The organism is Propionispira raffinosivorans DSM 20765, assembly GCF_000381065.1.
Lineage (GTDB): Bacteria > Bacillota > Negativicutes > Selenomonadales > Selenomonadaceae > Propionispira > Propionispira raffinosivorans.
This window is the reverse complement of record NZ_KB905860.1, coordinates 25991-42506: the sequence shown is the minus strand read 5'-3', so window position 1 is coordinate 42506 and position 16516 is coordinate 25991. Positions and strand designations below refer to the sequence as shown.

18 protein-coding genes and 1 pseudogene are annotated in these 16516 nt (G+C 36.9%); 17 read left to right on the top strand and 2 right to left on the bottom strand.

Going from position 1 to position 16516, the window contains the following annotated elements; translation table 11 throughout:
- Positions 1–107 precede the first annotated feature (107 nt).
- Both F606_RS22405 and F606_RS23260 read left to right on the top strand, forming a co-directional pair.
- Positions 108–758: a terminase gpP N-terminus-related DNA-binding protein gene (locus F606_RS22405; protein WP_019554791.1), complete on the top strand. Its 651-nt coding sequence runs from the start codon at positions 108–110 to the stop codon at positions 756–758.
- Positions 759–848: 90 nt separating this feature from the next.
- Positions 849–1196: a hypothetical protein gene (locus F606_RS23260; protein ID WP_026329433.1), complete on the top strand. Its 348-nt coding sequence runs from the start codon at positions 849–851 to the stop codon at positions 1194–1196.
- A 222-nt stretch (positions 1197–1418) separates the two neighbouring features.
- On the opposite strand, the gene F606_RS23995 is transcribed toward F606_RS23260, so the two are convergent.
- Entirely contained in the window at positions 1419–1496 is a 78-nt protein-coding gene (locus tag F606_RS23995) for a putative holin-like toxin (protein ID WP_407635982.1), read from the bottom strand.
- A 247-nt stretch (positions 1497–1743) separates the two neighbouring features.
- Between F606_RS23995 and tnpA the strand changes: the two are divergent.
- Positions 1744–2198, top strand: a pseudogene (gene tnpA, locus F606_RS21980) (IS200/IS605 family transposase).
- 204 nt (positions 2199–2402) lie between these two features.
- Here the strand turns inward: tnpA and F606_RS0115405 are convergent.
- Entirely contained in the window at positions 2403–3203 is an 801-nt protein-coding gene (locus tag F606_RS0115405; protein WP_019554787.1) for a carboxylesterase family protein, read from the bottom strand.
- Positions 3204–3619: 416 nt separating this feature from the next.
- On the opposite strand from F606_RS0115405, the gene F606_RS0115400 reads away from it, so the two are divergent.
- From F606_RS0115400 to F606_RS0115335, 14 genes are all read left to right on the top strand, one after another.
- Positions 3620–4627 (top strand): ROK family protein, encoded by a 1008-nt coding sequence (locus F606_RS0115400; RefSeq protein ID WP_019554786.1) that lies wholly within the window; start codon positions 3620–3622, stop codon positions 4625–4627.
- A 15-nt stretch (positions 4628–4642) separates the two neighbouring features.
- The gene (locus F606_RS0115395) at positions 4643–5560 is read left to right on the top strand and encodes a PHP domain-containing protein (protein ID WP_019554785.1); all 918 of its coding nucleotides are present in this window, start codon (positions 4643–4645) and stop codon (positions 5558–5560) included.
- A gap of 65 nt (positions 5561–5625) precedes the next feature.
- The gene (locus F606_RS0115390) at positions 5626–6801 is read left to right on the top strand and encodes an MFS transporter (RefSeq protein WP_019554784.1); all 1176 of its coding nucleotides are present in this window, start codon (positions 5626–5628) and stop codon (positions 6799–6801) included.
- 502 nt (positions 6802–7303) lie between these two features.
- Positions 7304–9133: a glutamine--fructose-6-phosphate transaminase (isomerizing) gene (gene glmS, locus F606_RS0115385; RefSeq protein WP_019554783.1), complete on the top strand. Its 1830-nt coding sequence runs from the start codon at positions 7304–7306 to the stop codon at positions 9131–9133.
- Positions 9134–9337: 204 nt separating this feature from the next.
- Positions 9338–9781, top strand: a complete 444-nt coding sequence (locus F606_RS0115380) for a GNAT family N-acetyltransferase (protein WP_019554782.1) — start codon at positions 9338–9340, stop codon at positions 9779–9781.
- 133 nt (positions 9782–9914) lie between these two features.
- Positions 9915–10070, top strand: a complete 156-nt coding sequence (locus tag F606_RS23525; protein WP_211210083.1) for a hypothetical protein — start codon at positions 9915–9917, stop codon at positions 10068–10070.
- Between the two features lie 167 nt (positions 10071–10237).
- Positions 10238–10432, top strand: a complete 195-nt coding sequence (locus F606_RS23990) for an AbrB/MazE/SpoVT family DNA-binding domain-containing protein (protein WP_019554781.1) — start codon at positions 10238–10240, stop codon at positions 10430–10432.
- A 282-nt stretch (positions 10433–10714) separates the two neighbouring features.
- On the top strand, positions 10715–10975 hold the full coding sequence (locus F606_RS0115365; RefSeq protein WP_019554779.1) for a hypothetical protein: 261 nt from the start codon (positions 10715–10717) through the stop codon (positions 10973–10975).
- A gap of 210 nt (positions 10976–11185) precedes the next feature.
- Positions 11186–11848 (top strand): RhiA family protein, encoded by a 663-nt coding sequence (locus F606_RS0115360; protein ID WP_019554778.1) that lies wholly within the window; start codon positions 11186–11188, stop codon positions 11846–11848.
- 121 nt (positions 11849–11969) lie between these two features.
- Positions 11970–12557, top strand: a complete 588-nt coding sequence (locus F606_RS0115355) for a hypothetical protein (RefSeq protein WP_019554777.1) — start codon at positions 11970–11972, stop codon at positions 12555–12557.
- Positions 12558–12689: 132 nt separating this feature from the next.
- Positions 12690–13340 carry a RhiA family protein gene (locus F606_RS21320; protein ID WP_019554776.1) on the top strand — a complete coding sequence of 217 codons (651 nt, stop codon included), beginning with the start codon at positions 12690–12692 and terminating at the stop codon, positions 13338–13340.
- Between the two features lie 559 nt (positions 13341–13899).
- Entirely contained in the window at positions 13900–15804 is a 1905-nt protein-coding gene (locus tag F606_RS0115345) for a BglG family transcription antiterminator (protein WP_019554775.1), read from the top strand.
- 2 nt (positions 15805–15806) lie between these two features.
- Positions 15807–16160, top strand: a complete 354-nt coding sequence (locus tag F606_RS0115340) for a PTS sugar transporter subunit IIA (protein WP_019554774.1) — start codon at positions 15807–15809, stop codon at positions 16158–16160.
- A gap of 21 nt (positions 16161–16181) precedes the next feature.
- Positions 16182–16487, top strand: a complete 306-nt coding sequence (locus tag F606_RS0115335) for a PTS sugar transporter subunit IIB (RefSeq protein WP_019554773.1) — start codon at positions 16182–16184, stop codon at positions 16485–16487.
- Positions 16488–16516: the final 29 nt, after the last annotated feature.

Genomic DNA, 16516 nt, shown 5'->3' with positions numbered 1-16516 from the left:
ATATAAAAGGTAACTTGCACGTTTTGCAATTTGCTATAAGCATCTTTCGGGGTGCTTTTTTAATGTCCAAAAACAAAACAAACACTCAATGAGGTGGTGGTGATTATGTGAGCAACGACAAAATACAGCAGGCTGAGAAAGACTATGTTGCAGGCCTGAAATATAAGGATATCGCGGCGAAATACAGTGTATCTCTCAATACCGTCAAGTCATGGAAAACGAGATATAAGTGGTCAAAAAAGGTGTGCACACAAAATGAAAAAAGTGTGCACACAAAAAAGAGTGCGCCAAAGCCGGCACCAAAGGGCAATCAATATGCCAAAGGTAACAAAGGTGGTCATGCGCCACCAGGTAATCATAACGCTGTTACGCATGGCTTGTATGCGAAGATCATCCCTATTGACGATATGGAACTGTTTGAGGAGTCGGGCAAGATCGACAGTTTGGAATATGAGCTGCAGGTCGCCCGCTATAAAGTCAATCGCTTAATTCGTGAACAGCAAAACAAAAAGCCGGATGAAAAATTGAAAGGTTTTTCTGCCGGCTTTAATTATAGCCTCAAGGATGATTTTTACGAGCAATCGATTCAGCGTGGCCTTGATTTTGTACGAAAGATTGAAGCCCAATTACAGAAAGAGCGCATGGATATCGCTAAGCTTGATCTTGATCGGCAGAAGCTAGAATTAATGCGCAGTAATAAATCGAAAGAGACCAATGGTGCTGTTCCTGTGGTGCTCGTCGATGATGTCACGGAGTAGAGGCGGTGGTGCCAATGCCTGCCGAAAATAAAGTTTCTTTGCAGTCATCGGCAAAGGCTATGCTGACTTTTGGAATTTTAAAGGTCGTGTTTGTCAGGGGAGGCGTGCAAGCAAAAAATCAACGACGACAGCGATAAATATCATCAAACGCATGATGAATGGGATGACCGATTATTAAAAGCGATCGGCTTTAGAAGTATTGAAGAATCTAAAATGTCTGATATAAAATCCATAGCAATATCTGATAAAGACAGATTAATAAAGGAAAAGCAAAAAGCCCTTGATGGGTACATTAAAGATCCTTCTTCTGACAATGCTGCAAAGCTCAAAGACGTGGGGGTCAAACCTCAGACGGTTAAAGATGAACGCAAAAAGAAAGAAATGACCAGCAAAGAGCGAAACATTAGCAATTTGAGTAAGAGGGAAAAACAACAGTAAGATAATTTATTAGAATATTGATGAAGAAGAAAATTTGTATGAATTCTATTTTACGGCAAATAAAAAATCACCCGCCGTAGCGAGTGATATCCATTGATAATTTATCAAGACTTTGCTATAATATAAACAAAGAGATAGTTGATGTCGGATGCGTCGGCTCTCCTCTAAAATAATCTTTTGAAAAGAACCCGCTTAACCGTTTAGGCGGTTTTTTTCATGCCGTTATTTACGGGATGAAAGAATGGTTACGATCAGTATACCGAAACTTATCATTAACGATAAAGCTTCAAAAATTGTCATAGAACCACCCCCTACTCTGGGAGTAGGAAAAACCGACACCATCAACTATCTCCAGACAATATTATAGCACAATGCAGGCAGCTTATGAATAGGCTGCCTTTTCTTGTACGCTTCAGCGAGTTGAGGCCCATAAGCCGAAACTAAAAACCACCCGTTAAACGGGTGGATAATATGATATGTTAAACAAAAAAATCTCATTCGAAGAGATATAATGTGATTGTTCAGGCCACATTATATAAACGGAGGAATGAGATCTATGGATAAAAGTTTAGCACACACAAAATGGATGTGCAAGTATCACATCATATTTATGCCGAAGTATAGGCGCAAAATCATATACAATAAATTAAATTAGATATAAGGGATATTATTAAGGATTTGTGCAAGTACAAAGGCGTGGAGATAATAGAAGGGCACTTAATGCCAGATCATATACATCTATTATTGTCGATACCGCCTAAATATAGTGTATCAAATGTTGTAGGATACATAAAAGGGAAAAGTTCGTTAATGATATTTGATAGGCATACGAATTTGAAATATAAATTTGGGAACAGACATTTTTGGTCTAGAGGATACTATGTGAGTACAGTAGGCATTAATGAAGCAACAATAGCGAAATATATTCGAGAACAAGAAAAAACGGATCAAATGATAGATAAAATAAGTGTAAAAGAGTTAGAAGACCCTTTTAGGGGTTAGTTAGGTAATAAGTGCAAAGTGGCTTGAACAAAGAGAAAGTCAGCACTTTTAGGTGCAGGCAAGTAAAGGAGCCTTATAGGCTCGGTGCAAGCCGCCTGTTTTACAGGCGGTCTTGACTTGCAAGTGAAAATTCCTCACTTTTGCAAAAGCAAACTGCACGGTTTTATCAAAGGGCGGGATGCTATCGTAAAATGGCATTGTGTATCAAGGGTGACGAGTATTACTCAGAAACCAATCATAAAGTTCTTTGTTTTTATATACCCAAGCAATGTTGTGCCCTTGTCCTGGCAGTATTGTGAAACGAGGTGTACCGCCTTGATTACGCAGTGAATCAATTAGTGCTTCATCATTTTTCAATGGAACAATGGGGTCTTTTTCACCGTGAAAAGCCCAAACCGGTATAGTAAGTAATTGTTTGTTCCAACAAGCTGGGAGGCTTTGACTAGCAGCAGCTAATGGTGCTAGTGCGGCAAAGTACTCTGGATAATGAGAAGCTAGTGTCCATGCACCTCTACCGCCAAGGCTTACTCCAGTTAAATAAACTCTATTTTGATCGATACGATATTTTTTTAAAACATCATCAAGTAGGGCAATAAGAATGTCTGATTTATTCACCCAATCATCACCTTCAGGGCATTGTGGTGCGAGAACGACAAATGGAAAATTTGGGCGTTGTTCAGCTATCCACGTTGGACCATATTCTTTTACTAAATCTAAATTTTCTCCACGGAGAGAACTACCATGTAAAAAGAAAATTAAAGGCCATTCGTTTTCAGTTTTGGTATATTTTGCAGGGAAAATAAGCATGTACTGAATGGATTGATCCTTATATACAAAAGAATCGCCTATTTCCACAAAAGTGTCTGATGGGGCAAGTGTTTCTGTAAATGTGGATGTTGGCTCAGACTGTGGCTCCTTTTGTTCATTATGATTAAGATCTTTTTGAATAAAATAATAAGATGGCATGACTATTAGAACAATGATCATACAAATGATTTTTTTCAAAATAATATATCCACTTCTTTACAATGATTTTTTTGCTTGTTTATAAAATGTTTAAACCGGATTGGTTTTATACAATATTCATAGTATTTTAACATTGCAGCCGTAGGTTTTCAATGAAAGAAAGATAAAAAGATTAATCGATATGGAAGGTAATGAGAGCAGAAAGTCAAGCTGATACAATTGCAGAGCAACAACGAAAAGCACAATCGTCCCATGACGTGCAGGTTCACGTCCTGTGTTCCGCATCATTTGCAATTTAAGCCCCGCAGGTTGTGCGGGCTTTTTGCGTTTATATGGAGGTGGCTGCGCGTTAAGCGGAAATATAGGTTTATCAAAAGCTTGACATTTTATAATTTATTTAGTAAAGTATGTTTATAAATATACTTTACTAAGCGGAGAGGACGTGAATTTTGATAATGAGTGTAAATATTACGCTTATGCGAGAAATGAATCTCAATGTATTGCGTAGCACGATACAAAGCTGTAAACAGGCATCTAAGCCACAGCTGGCGGAGCTAACCGGACTTAGTGTGGTTACGATCAATACCTTAATTAAAATACTTTTAGAAAATGGTGAGGTTTTTGAGGGTTCTACAATAGCAGCCACTGGGGGCAGACCCGCAGCAGAATATCATTTTAATGAAAATCATCGCTTGGCCTTAACGATTTATATGCGTGAAGTGGATGGCAAAGACACCGCGTTTATTTCTGTTGATAATTTATTCGGTGAAAGTATTGAAACAGAGATAAAAACTCTGCAAAATATTCAAATCGATGATTTTGATAAAATTGTTGAATTTTATTTGCAGAAATATCCTAAAATCAGCTTGCTTGCTTGTGGAATACCCGGCAGAGAAATAAATGGGAAGCTCTCCATTTTTGATTATAGGGGACTGCGCGGCATCGCGTTTACGGATCATTTCAAAGAACAATTTCATTTGCCAGTCATTTTTGAAAATGATGTCTGTGCTGCAGTTATTGGGTATTGTTCTACCAAAAAAAATTTTACGGATGAATGTGTGGTGGGCATTTATTTTCCAACGAACTATCCACCAGGAGCCGGGATTTTTATAAATGGGAAAATTTATAAAGGGCGGGATGGTTTTGCCGGGGAGATTAAATATCTGCCCATAGGGATTAAGTGGAACGAGATTGGGCCCACGGAATTTTCCCTCCAAGAAGCTTCACAGCGGATGATTCTTGCTATTACCAGTTTATACAATCCGTCAAAGGTTATTTTATACGGGGAAGCTTTTTCCCAAGGGATGGAGCAGGAAATTTCAAGATTGTGTGAACAATCAATAAACCAAGCCTTTTTACCTGAATTGATTATAAATAAAAACTTTAATGAAGATTTTGCCAGAGGAATCCGTCAGCTTGCATTGGAAAATTTGACGGAAAATGTAAAACCCATTAAAAAATAGAAAGCAGGTTGTTGTATGGAATATTGGTTAGATTTGCATATGCATTCGAATAACAGTAATGATGGTGAGTTTTCACCAGAACAGCTTATGGAGTCCTGTTCGGCTGCGAATTTAAAAACAGTAGCTGTTACAGATCATAATTCGGTTTCTGGTGTTAAGCAAGCTGAGGCGGTAGCAAATAAATGCGGGTTGAAGTTGATCTCCGGTATTGAATTGGATTGTGAACATTTAGGACGTAATTTGCATTTATTAGGCTATGGAATTGATAGTTCAGCAGAGATTTTTGCTGAAATTAAAACAGCAGTTCAGACACAGGAAAAACAAGCTTCACGTCAATATATGCGGCTCATAAAAGATTTGGGAATTGTATTTGATGAACAACAAGTTATGAAACTTGCTGTTCGTGGTGTTGTTACGGCTGAAATACTTGCAGAGGTTGCTTTAAGTGATAGAAGAAATGATGAAAATATATTGCTGCAGCCCTATCGGTCTGGTGGCAGCCGCAGTGATAATCCATATGTGAATTTTTATTGGGATTTTTGTGCACAAGGAAAGGCGGCACATGTACCGATGCAGTTCATGAAACTAGGTGAAGCAATTAAAATCATCCATGATACTGGTGGTGCAGCGGTACTGGCTCACCCGGGAGCTAATATCGGTGTGGATGAAAAACTAGCCGAAGGGATCATTGATGAGGGTATTGATGGCATTGAAGTGTATAGTAGTTATCATGATATAGAAACAGTAGAGTTTTATCGGAAAAAATGTAAAGAATATGACCTTTTGGCAACAATTGGCAGTGATTTTCATGGTGCGACAAAACCAGCTATTCATTTGGGGAAAATGGGAATGGAAAAAGAATCCGAAATGTTGTCTCGCCTACTTAGGCTGATCCATGATAGACAGGAACATAATAAAAAAAGTGATCTCTAGTCGATTATTTTATTACGACAAAAAGGAAAAAATGGAGATTGAAAATATATATATTGGAGATTATTATGGAAGAAATTATAGAGAATGTAAGACAACATAAGTGTGTGCCATCGAGTATCTGGCAGCAGCGAGCGACAAAAGCTTTGTTTTTTATTGCTGGGTTTGGTGTTGCCGCGTGGGCACCGCTCGTTCCTTTTATCAAAATCCGCTTTGGCTTGGCGGAAGATACACTCGGCTTGCTGCTTTTATGTATTGGTCTGGGGTCTGCGGTTACAATGCCTTTGGCTGGCCTTATGGCTTCACGTTTTGGCTGTAGAGTGGTTCTAGGCTTGGTGGGTATTTTGTATGCCTTGGTTTTATTTGCTATCAGTTTGATGACAAACCTGACAATGCTGATTGGAGCATTATTCATTTTTGGTGCAGCGATGGGAACTTTGGATGTTGTAGTTAATCTTCACGCTGTGCTTGTTGAGAAGGCTTCGGGTAAACGATTGATGTCGGGAATGCATGGACTTTGGAGCGTCGGTGGTTTTATGGGGGCGGCTATTTTTAGTATGCTTATGTATATGGGGTTATCTCCGATCACGACGATCTTGAGTATTGTGATTATTATGTTTGTTGTATTAGGTATATTTGTGCCTCATTTGCTGCCTTATGGTGGTGATGGGCCTGCTTCGTCCTCACTTGCCTTTCCAAAAGGAATTGTGGCTGTCATCGGGATATTATGTTCTATTTCTTTTTTAGCAGAAGGTGCAGTGCTTGACTGGGGGGGCGTTTTTTTGACTTCGGTGCGTGATTTTGATTTATCGCTGTCTGGTTTTGCCTATGCAGCTTTTTCAGGGTCAATGTTAATTGTAAGGCTGGCTGGTGATAGAATTGTGCAGAAATTTGGCGAAAAATACATTGTAATTGGTGGCGGTGTTTTAGCCGGCTTTGGATTTTTACTGGCGATGCTGGCACCAGGGGCAATCTTGTCGCTGGCTGGATTTTTCTTTGTTGGTGCAGGGGCTGCAAATATCGTTCCGGTGTTTTATTCTTTGCTAGGCCGCCAAAAGGTGATGCCAATTCCAATCGCGGTTTCTGCGGTTACGACTATGGGATATTTGGGGATACTTATGGGGCCGGCTGTGATAGGTTTTGTCGCACAACGGACTAGTCTGACGGCTGCCTTTGGAATGCTTACCATTTTGTTCTTGTTTCAGGCCGTTGTTGCAAAATATGTTTTTCGAAAGGTACTTTAATAAAAATTAAAGTGAATTTATGTTATATTTTTCAGCGTTACGGTCATTAAAAATTAGAATATGGAGAATTTTTCCTTGGTGAGCAAACTGTTTAAAAATCTTAGGGCTTGATTATTTGATCAAGATATATTAGAATATGAAACATGCGAAGGAGCACTTGCGTGCTCCTTTGTAATGTTATAATAAAATTGAATTAAATTGATCCTGTTGTTTATTTTGATGAATTGAGACTGGAGGGAAAACGAGTTTACGGAAAAAGTGAAAACTTTAGCGCTAGCTCTTGCTTGTGAAGCAAGAGGACGAGGAAGAGGTTGTCGAATTATCAGCGGATGCCTCTCGGCTAAGCCATAGTCGAAAAAAGCCGATAAACCCGCAAGGTGACTTGTGGAACAATACGGTTTATAAATGGCAGACAAACAGGATAAGATTGGCAAAGATGCTGAAAATGCAGCATCTTATTAAAATGTAAAAAATTACGAAAAATTATTGGAGGATATACATTATGTGTGGTATCGTTGGTTACGTAGGTACAAAACAGGCAGCGCCATTTCTTATCGAAGGTTTAACAAAATTAGAATATCGTGGGTATGATTCCGCAGGAATTGCTGTCTTTGATGGTGAAACAATTAATGTTGAAAAAACAGTGGGACGTTTAGCTGCTCTTAAAGAAAAACTTGAAGGACACGTACCGGTAGGCTGTGTAGGTATTGGTCATACAAGATGGGCAACGCATGGTCGTCCTTCGGATCGTAATTCACATCCGCATACAGATTGTTCTGGTGATTTTGTTGTGGTTCATAACGGGATTATCGAAAATTATATGTCGCTTAAAGAACAGCTTATTAAAAAAGGTCATGAATTTAAATCAGAAACAGATACAGAAGTCATTGCTCATTTATTGGAAGAATTGTATACTGGCGATTTTGAAGCTGCGGTGCGTGAAGTATTAAAACGTATTGATGGTTCATATTCTTTGGTATTTATGTCCAAAAATGATCCAGATAAATTGATTTGCACGAAAAAAGATAATCCATTAGTTATTGGTCTTGGCGATGGTGAAAATTTCATTGCATCCGATATCCCGGCTATTATTGCACGGACTCGCAAAACGTATATCATCAATGATGGTGAGGTTGCTGTAGTCAAAAAAGATTCAATCTGGATTACAAATCGTGAAGGTCAGCCGGTAACGAAAAAAATATTTGAAGTAAATTGGAATGCGGAAGCAGCTGAAAAAGGCGGTTATGAACATTTCATGCTCAAAGAAATCCATGAACAGCCAAAAGCAGTTCGTGAAACAATGTCAGCTCGTGTTGCGAAAGACAATAGTGCCATTATTATGGAGGAACTCAAATGGAATAAAGAATATTTAGATTCATTCCAGAAGATTTTTGTTGTAGCTTGTGGTACAGCTTATAATGCAGCGCTCGTTGGTAAATATTATATTGAAAAATTAGTACGAATTCCGGTTGAAGTCGATATTGCTTCGGAATTTAGATATCGTTCCCCAATCATCGATGATCGTACGTTAACAATCGTGGTTAGTCAATCTGGTGAAACAAGTGATACTTTAGCGGCCCTTAAAGAATCAAAACGTTTAGGCGCAAAAACATTGGCTATTACCAATGTAGTTGGTTCTTCAATCGCTCGTGAAGCGGATCAGGTTATCTATACCTGGGCAGGTCCGGAAATTGCTGTAGCATCAACTAAAGCATATACAACGCAGCTTATTACGATGTTCATGTTAGCAATGTATATGGCTGGCATCAAAGGTACTGTTACGCCAGAACGCACGAAAGAACTGCTTACGCAGCTTCATCAGATTCCAGCGCAGATCAGTGAAACATTAGAAGACGTAGAACCGATCAAGACATTTGCTAAAGAATATGGTTTTAATGAAGATGTGTTCTTCATTGGTCGTTCTTTAGATTATGCTGTAGCCTTGGAAGGCTCTTTGAAGTTAAAAGAAATTTCCTATATTCATGCGGAAGCATATGCAGCAGGGGAACTCAAACATGGTACGTTAGCGCTCATCATCGAAGGTGTTCCTGTTATTGCTTTGGCAACACAGAAAAATGTTTATGAAAAAACTTTGAGCAATATCAAAGAAGTAAAAGCTCGCGATGCTGTTGTAATTGGTATTGCTTCAGCTAATGATTCAGAACTGGAAAAATATGTCGATCATGTAATTAAAGTTCCGGAAACCGATGAACTTTTGATTCCGATCTTAACGGTAGTACCGCTTCAATTGCTTGCTTATTATGCTGCAATTACGCGTCAGTGTGATGTAGATAAGCCACGTAATCTTGCAAAATCAGTAACGGTTGAATAATTGAGAAAATTAATTTTTCTATAAATGCAGACTTGTAAAAAAGTTTAAAACCCCACTTCTGGTAATATAATTATTACCAGAAGTGGGGTTTTGTAGTAAAACGAAAAGAATAAATAATATGAATCCGACAGTAATTTGCTTTATTGTAGGTTTATTAATAAACAGAAATTGGTAGATAATTACTACCATAAAAAGGAGACAGCCATGGTTTCTATTCGAAATTTTACATTGCAGGATATAGCTATATTGCAAAAGCAACCGATCTATGATCAGCCAATTGAAGAGGTAAAGACTATGATCGAGAAGTGGAATAAAAAGGACTATCAAGGGCGTTATTTTGAAATGTTTGCAATTACAGAAGATCAAAAGATAAAAGGAACCGTTTCTCTTTATCAGCATACGAGTTCGGCTGTAAGCATTGGTCTTGAAATTTTTCTGGAATATTATCGGCAGGGTTATGGTTTTCAAGGGGAAAAGTTAGCCCTGGAATATGCGAAAAATCTTGGTTATAAAATTGCGGCTGGAAATGTACGAGTCGATAATCCCGCCAGTATTGCATTGCAAAAGAAATTAGGCTTTGAGATATATCGTGAATGGATAAGTCCGAATGGGCAGCCTATGTACTTTTTTATAAAATCATTAAAATAAAGGAAAAGAATGAAGCAATAATTGAATGCAAGTTTTTATCTAGTATTTACTTGAAATCACAAAACGAAAGGTTTATAATTGAATAAAATTTAATTATTTTGAATAATTTTAAAATGTAAGTTTTTTGATTTTAATGTCGACATCAAGAATCATTGTAACACTTGAAGTAGGGAACTGCTCGATTTTTGTAAGAAAATGTACAGCAATCTATACGAAAAGAAGTGGCGAAATGGCAGATGCTTGGCAAATAGGTGAAATTAAAAACTTACGATATAGTGGATTTTTATAAGGCGACTGAACGAATAGGTAATATTCTTTTGGGCGTCTATTTTTGTGCTGTGAAAAGTGTGAATATTTAGTAACAGTGACAATATAGGGGGAATGCATAATTTATCTAAATTGAATGCAAGTTATCAAATAATATTCAACTAAAAATTTAAAAAGGACTGATTTATTATGATAATAAAATTTGGGAGTAAATCACAAGTTACTATTCCAGCTATAATCGTTCGTAAATTAAACTTAAATAAAGGCGATAAAATAAATTGTAGAATAGAAAAAAATGATATTGTATTATCACCAGTTAGGTTTGAACAGAAAAAATGCAACGATAGTATAAAAGATTCAAATAAAAAAATTTTCAGACTATAAAAGCATAAAAATCTATAATGAAGGAATATTTATACAGTGCTTTAAACACTTTGGTATTTTTGTAGATGATAAGCCTATTTGTTTAAAACATAAAAAGGCTGAAGAATTGATTGCATTATTAGTATGTGAACGTGGAGTTGGTTTAGAAAAAAGAATTATTTCAGAAAGATTATGGCCAGATGTTGATTCAAAACATGCATTAGATAGTTTGTATAAAATTTGTCAATATATTCGTTCTTGTTTTAAAAAAAAATTATTTTAGAAACATATGGTAAATTGTCGTTGGTTTTAGAAAATCTTAGATGTGATATTATCGAATTTGATGTACTGTATAAAGAAAATGAGAATCAAGAGGCTTGGAAACAAGCTTTAGGGCTTTATAGGGGACCTCTTTTGATGGAAGATTCTTATGAATGGACAGAAGTATTAGAAGCATATTATGATTTTCGTTATCTAGAATTATTGGATAAATTAGCAACTTACTATGAAAATAAAGGATTAAAAAAAGCCGCTGAAGATATTTTAGAATATTTACGAGAATAAATCGGAAAATATTCCAATTTTATTCCGATTGATAATGCTATACTGCATGCATAGAGAGTAAGTAATAAATATAATCATTACTGATTTTATTTTGATAATAGATAAACCTTAATAAAAAAGATTATTTAAAAGAGTTAGTCTTATCCTGTTAGAAAATGGGGAAACTCATTTTTTATAAAAATAATTTTATTTTAAAAGGAGTGGTTTATTATGTCAACCCAGTATACTTTAAATGTAACAAACAGTTCTAAACAAAGTGGAAGTGTCGTTGTTTATCAGAAATGCCCGAATCAAGATCAGTATGATAACTTATATTCACTTGCGTGGTTTTCAAAATCATGCCATCCTGGGACAAGCCTTAAATTTAGATGGACAATTGATTATAGTTTTGCGTGGAGTGAAACGGGGATATTGTCACCAGGCGTTTATTTTGATGCTTCAGAATTAAAAGATTGTGATCCATCAGATACAAGTAAGAATACCACGGGCTTTTCAAAACAAAATGGTGCATATTTGTTTACTGCTGCTACAAAATCAGCCAATGCGGGATCGTTAGCTATATTTACAGATGCGACAATACCAGATGGTGAAGCTTCTATTGGTATAGGAATGTCTGGAAATCCTACTTTTGCGATACCGGCAACACCAAACTTCAACTTTTCTTTCTTGCCGCATCCAGAATATTGGGTTGCATTTGGTCGTTATGAAGAAGGTGTAGTTATCGATTTAAATGCGGTTAGCGAAACAATGAAAGTTGCATATCCAATAAATGTATATTCTAAGTCTTTGACATTCAATGAAAATAATACTTGGTCGGAAAGTACAACTCTAAAAGCAAGTAATGCAAGATTACTTGCAGCTATGAAAAAATAAAATTAAATAAAATCGAATTGAATAGAGTTTTGTTAAAATAACAAGGCTCTATTTGATTTGATACCATATGACCATTAAATCAATTATTAATCTTAAAAACGAATATAGGAGAGTAATTATTATGGAAAATAAACATATTTATTTACCTTCAACCGAAGCGGGGGAAAGCTTAAAATTAACTCATGAACAAGAACATTTATGTAAAGTAGTTTATAAAAAGACGGATGATCCCAAAATATACAGGTTTCATGATTTATGGAATCCGATCAATGATTATAATGAAGAATATATTATTGTGCCAGTTCGTTCCGTTTTTGGAAGTGTTCAAGGTTATGCAGCTGGCATGGAATTTGCAAATATTATTGGCAGTAAGGATGATCCGAACCCAAGCTCGTCATGGTTAAAACTTTTGACGAATAATGGTATTGCCTGTACGGAATGTGTTACAGATGGTAAATTTTATGATCCAAAGACAAACAAAGCATTTGATGGTTATAAGTGTAGTGATTATATTTTAGGTGGTCATATTATTTTAGGTTGTGAGGCTAAAATAGTGGAGAAGGGGAGCTCGGTATATTTAATTCCTATTTGTAATCATCACAATAGTTACGCATGTGGCAATAGCGGGGGAAATGGAACAGGGTTTTATATGAAGACTAAATCCGATGGTAACTGTATACTACTTAAGAACTATTTACAATGTGATTAATAGAAAAAACGTTTCTATTAGTGTTATTTGTAACAAATTAATAGGATTTTGAAAAAGTTTGTGTAATTAAATATTACATAAACTTTTTTGGTTATGACTGTAATTAATTTAGCAACTTAAAGGAGAAATTTTATGTATATTTTAAATGCTACGTTATCCAATACGGACAGTCCTGCATATAGTTTAACTTGCAAAAACAGCAGTTCATGTGATTGGACATTTTATATGTACCAAAAACTATTACAACAGTCAGACGATGTTTTTTCACTTGCATGGCTTGTAAGTCCTTATAAAATGGCACCTAATAGTGAAATAAGATTTGAATGGACAGAAGAATACTGTTTTGTTTGGTATGATGCTAAAATGACAATGCTGCAGCCTGGAAATACATTTTTTACAGGTGGTTATGAGTCTTGTTCTGTAAATAATGAGAATTTCACTACATTTGATCTTTTAAATGGGGTTCCTAAATTTTCTGTACCGACAAATAAAGGGGAAGCAGGGAGTTTTACAATTCAGGGAGGTAAAATGATTCCTAATAGAGCTTTTGCTACAGGAATTGGGATGTCTGAAATAGGTACCATTGTACAGGCGGCTTTCATAAATACACCTCAAAAATATAACCCTAAGATTATGTATTATGTGGCTGTAAGTAATAATGATCTTGAGAAAGGAACTATTTTAGAGCAGACAATTCCTCAAAGTATACAAGTTATATTTGGTGAAAATATTTATAAGTTGACAGCAGTACTTAAAGAGGACAATACTTGGGAAATTAATTAACATATATAGTTTCAAAAATTACAGATAAACTTTCCATATGATGATAATCAGTTCGCAGATCTTCGATATATTCGAGCGAAGGCACTGCTTTTTCGATTGGCTTCACGATGAATAGTTCAGGATGAATTATGTTTAATAAGAGACTTAATAAAAATTGATATCAAGAACGTGGCATGGAATGGTTCCTTTAGCAATGAAAACAGCATTTGAAACTCAGAAGTTACGGACAGTGAGAATCCTTTCGAGAATTAACGATGCAGCAGCTTTTATCATAGGGTTTTTATAAGGCGACTGAATGGCTAGCGGGTATGGTTTCAGTCGCCTATTTTTGCGTTGGGTAAAATGTAAATATTTAGAAAAACGACAAACAATGTAATGATTGAATTTATTGGTATTGGGTTGAATTTTGTAATTTACGTGAATAATTAAGGGTTAACTGACAGAGTGAATGGAATTATGCGCGCATGTTTTTCCACCTTTATAATGGAAAAAGTCGTCGTAGAGTTTCATTTTTTTATTTGCTATAATAAATTACGGAAAAGATAAGGGGAGGGTCTAAATGAGTGACAATCGCCTGTATGTATTAATCAGAGCTCTTTCAGACCAGTACCAGACGGCAGAATGTTTTGCCGAAAAACTGCATGTGAGCAGCAAAACTGTACGAAATCTTTTAAAGGAGCTTGATAAGGAAATTAAACATCATGGAGCCGGAGTTAAATCCAAGGCTAGTGTGGGCTATAGGCTTGAGATTTATAACCAAGGCCTTTGGAATCAATTTTTCCTTACATCCCGCCAGCAATTTGAACAGTTTGGGCTGCCACAATCGCATAAGGAAAGAATTCAGTATATTCTGGAATATCTGTCGCACCGGAAGGAATATATACGAATTGACGATTTGAGTGAAGCACTTTATGTCGCTAAGCGTACTCTGACAAATGATATAAAAGAAATCGAAGATATTTTGCATGAATATCAGATTGAGCTCATTCGCAGGCCAAAGCATGGTATCAAAATTGAGGGAAAAGAAGTAAATCTGCGACTTTGTCTCGCGAACTACGTTGCACAGAACTCGCTCACAAAAATTATTCGGGGAAGCGGTATAAATGTAATAACTGAATGCGTGCTAAGCTGTCTGGAAAAATCTGGCTACCATCTTTCGGACGTAGCCATGCAAAGTCTCATTGTGCATTTGTTTATTGCCGTGAAAAGAATTGAAACAGATCATTATGTGCTGCTCGAAGAGGAATGGCTTACTGTAATCTACGGGCAGGAAGAGTATAATATCGCTAAAGATATTGTTGGGAAAATCCAGGATAAATTTCAACTAACTTTTCCAGAGTCAGAAGTGCGCTATGCTGCACTGCATTTAGCCGGGAAGCGCACGTTGGGTGACGAAAGCAGTAATAACATCGTAATTGATCATGAAACAAGTGAAATGGTTATTCAAATGCTGAGGTCCGTATATGAGGCCTTCAAGTTCGATTTTAGCGGGGATCTTGAGCTTCGAATGGCACTCTGTCAGCATCTTATACCGCTTAAGGTTCGTGTGCAATGTGGCATGAATTTTCGTAATCCTCTTCTAAAGGATATCAAAGAACGTTTTGCCCTTGCTTATGCGATGGCGAGCCAGGCCAGCAGCATTATTGCTGATCGTTATCAAAAGTTACTTAAAGATGACGAAATCGGCTATATTGCTCTTTCCTTTGCATTGGCTTTGGAACGCCAAAATAGGAAGAGGGAAAAGAAAAACATTTTGCTTGTTTGTTCTTCTGGCAAGGGCAGCGCAAAGCTTCTGGCATATCAATACCAGGAAAAATTCAAGGACCAGATTAAAAAAGTCAGAACATCAAATGTCAACTCTGTAGCCACCGTTGATTTTTCCGATATTGATTATATATTTACTACGGTACCGATTGTTGCCAAGGTTCCTGTTCCAATTATGGAAATTAAATATTTCCTGGATGATCAGGATATCAAGGTTATGAAGAAAGCTCTTGCACAAGGACCATCCGGTATATGTGAACGTTATTTCAGTCCGGAAATATTTATAGCAGAGGTTCCAACAGGCTCACGAGAAGAAATTCTTGACTTTATGTGCAGGCATATTAAAAAATATCAAGAGCTTCCGGAAAACTTTTTGGAGGCTATTCTTAAGCGTGAAAAACTCGCCCGTACAGCGTTCGGTAATCGTGTAGCAATGCCACATCCTTATAAGGCACTTACCCGGTGTACATTTGTCTGTGTTGGTATTCTTAAAAAGCCTGTATGGTGGGATGACAAGGAGGTCCAAGTTGTATTTCTTGTATCCATCGGACAGCAACCCGATAAAGAACTGCAAAAATTCTATCGTGTAACATCCAAATTTCTTCTAAATAAAGAAGGCATTACAGAGCTTATCAAGAAAAAAAGCTATTCGGCATTGCAGAAGTTGCTTGCCGAGGTAGAAAACGAACTGGAGGAATGAATATGGAAGAAGAAAATTATACCGTTGCGTTTCAGCTGATCACGAGTGCTGGTACTGCACGTTCGTCGGCTCTTATGGCCATCGAAGCGGCTCGAGAATTTGATTTTGTCGGAGCGGAAAACAATATGAAAGAAGCCTCGGAGGCCATCTGCGAGGCGCATCGCATCCAGACCGAAATGCTCCAGCAAGAGGCCGCTGGTAAGCCTATTGTCCTTAATATTATTCTCGTTCATGCGCAGGATCATTTGACGATGGCTATTGAAACTACCAAGAATGCTGAAGAATTTATTCATATCTATAAAATGCTTAAAAAAGTAACCGATAAATTAGGAATAGAAAATATTGTGGAAGATTAACAAAAAGGAAGGGTGTTCATTATGAATATTATGTTAGCTTGTTGTGCAGGAATGTCGACAAATCTTGTTGTCAGTAAAATGGAAGAAGCCGCTAAGGCACAAGGGAAGGTCTATAAAATCTGGGCTGTTGACCAGACAAAAATCGAAGCAGAACTTGGTAATTTCGATGTATTGCTTCTTGGACCGCAGGTACGCCATATGCTGCGAAGAGTCACAAAAATTCTTGACGGACAAGTTCCTGTCGATGTCATTGATTCTGTATCCTATGGACGCTGTGATGGAGCAGCGGTACTCGAACAAGCAGAGAAGTTAGTAAATAAAAAATAATAAAATATGGTTACAAAGAAGCATACGGT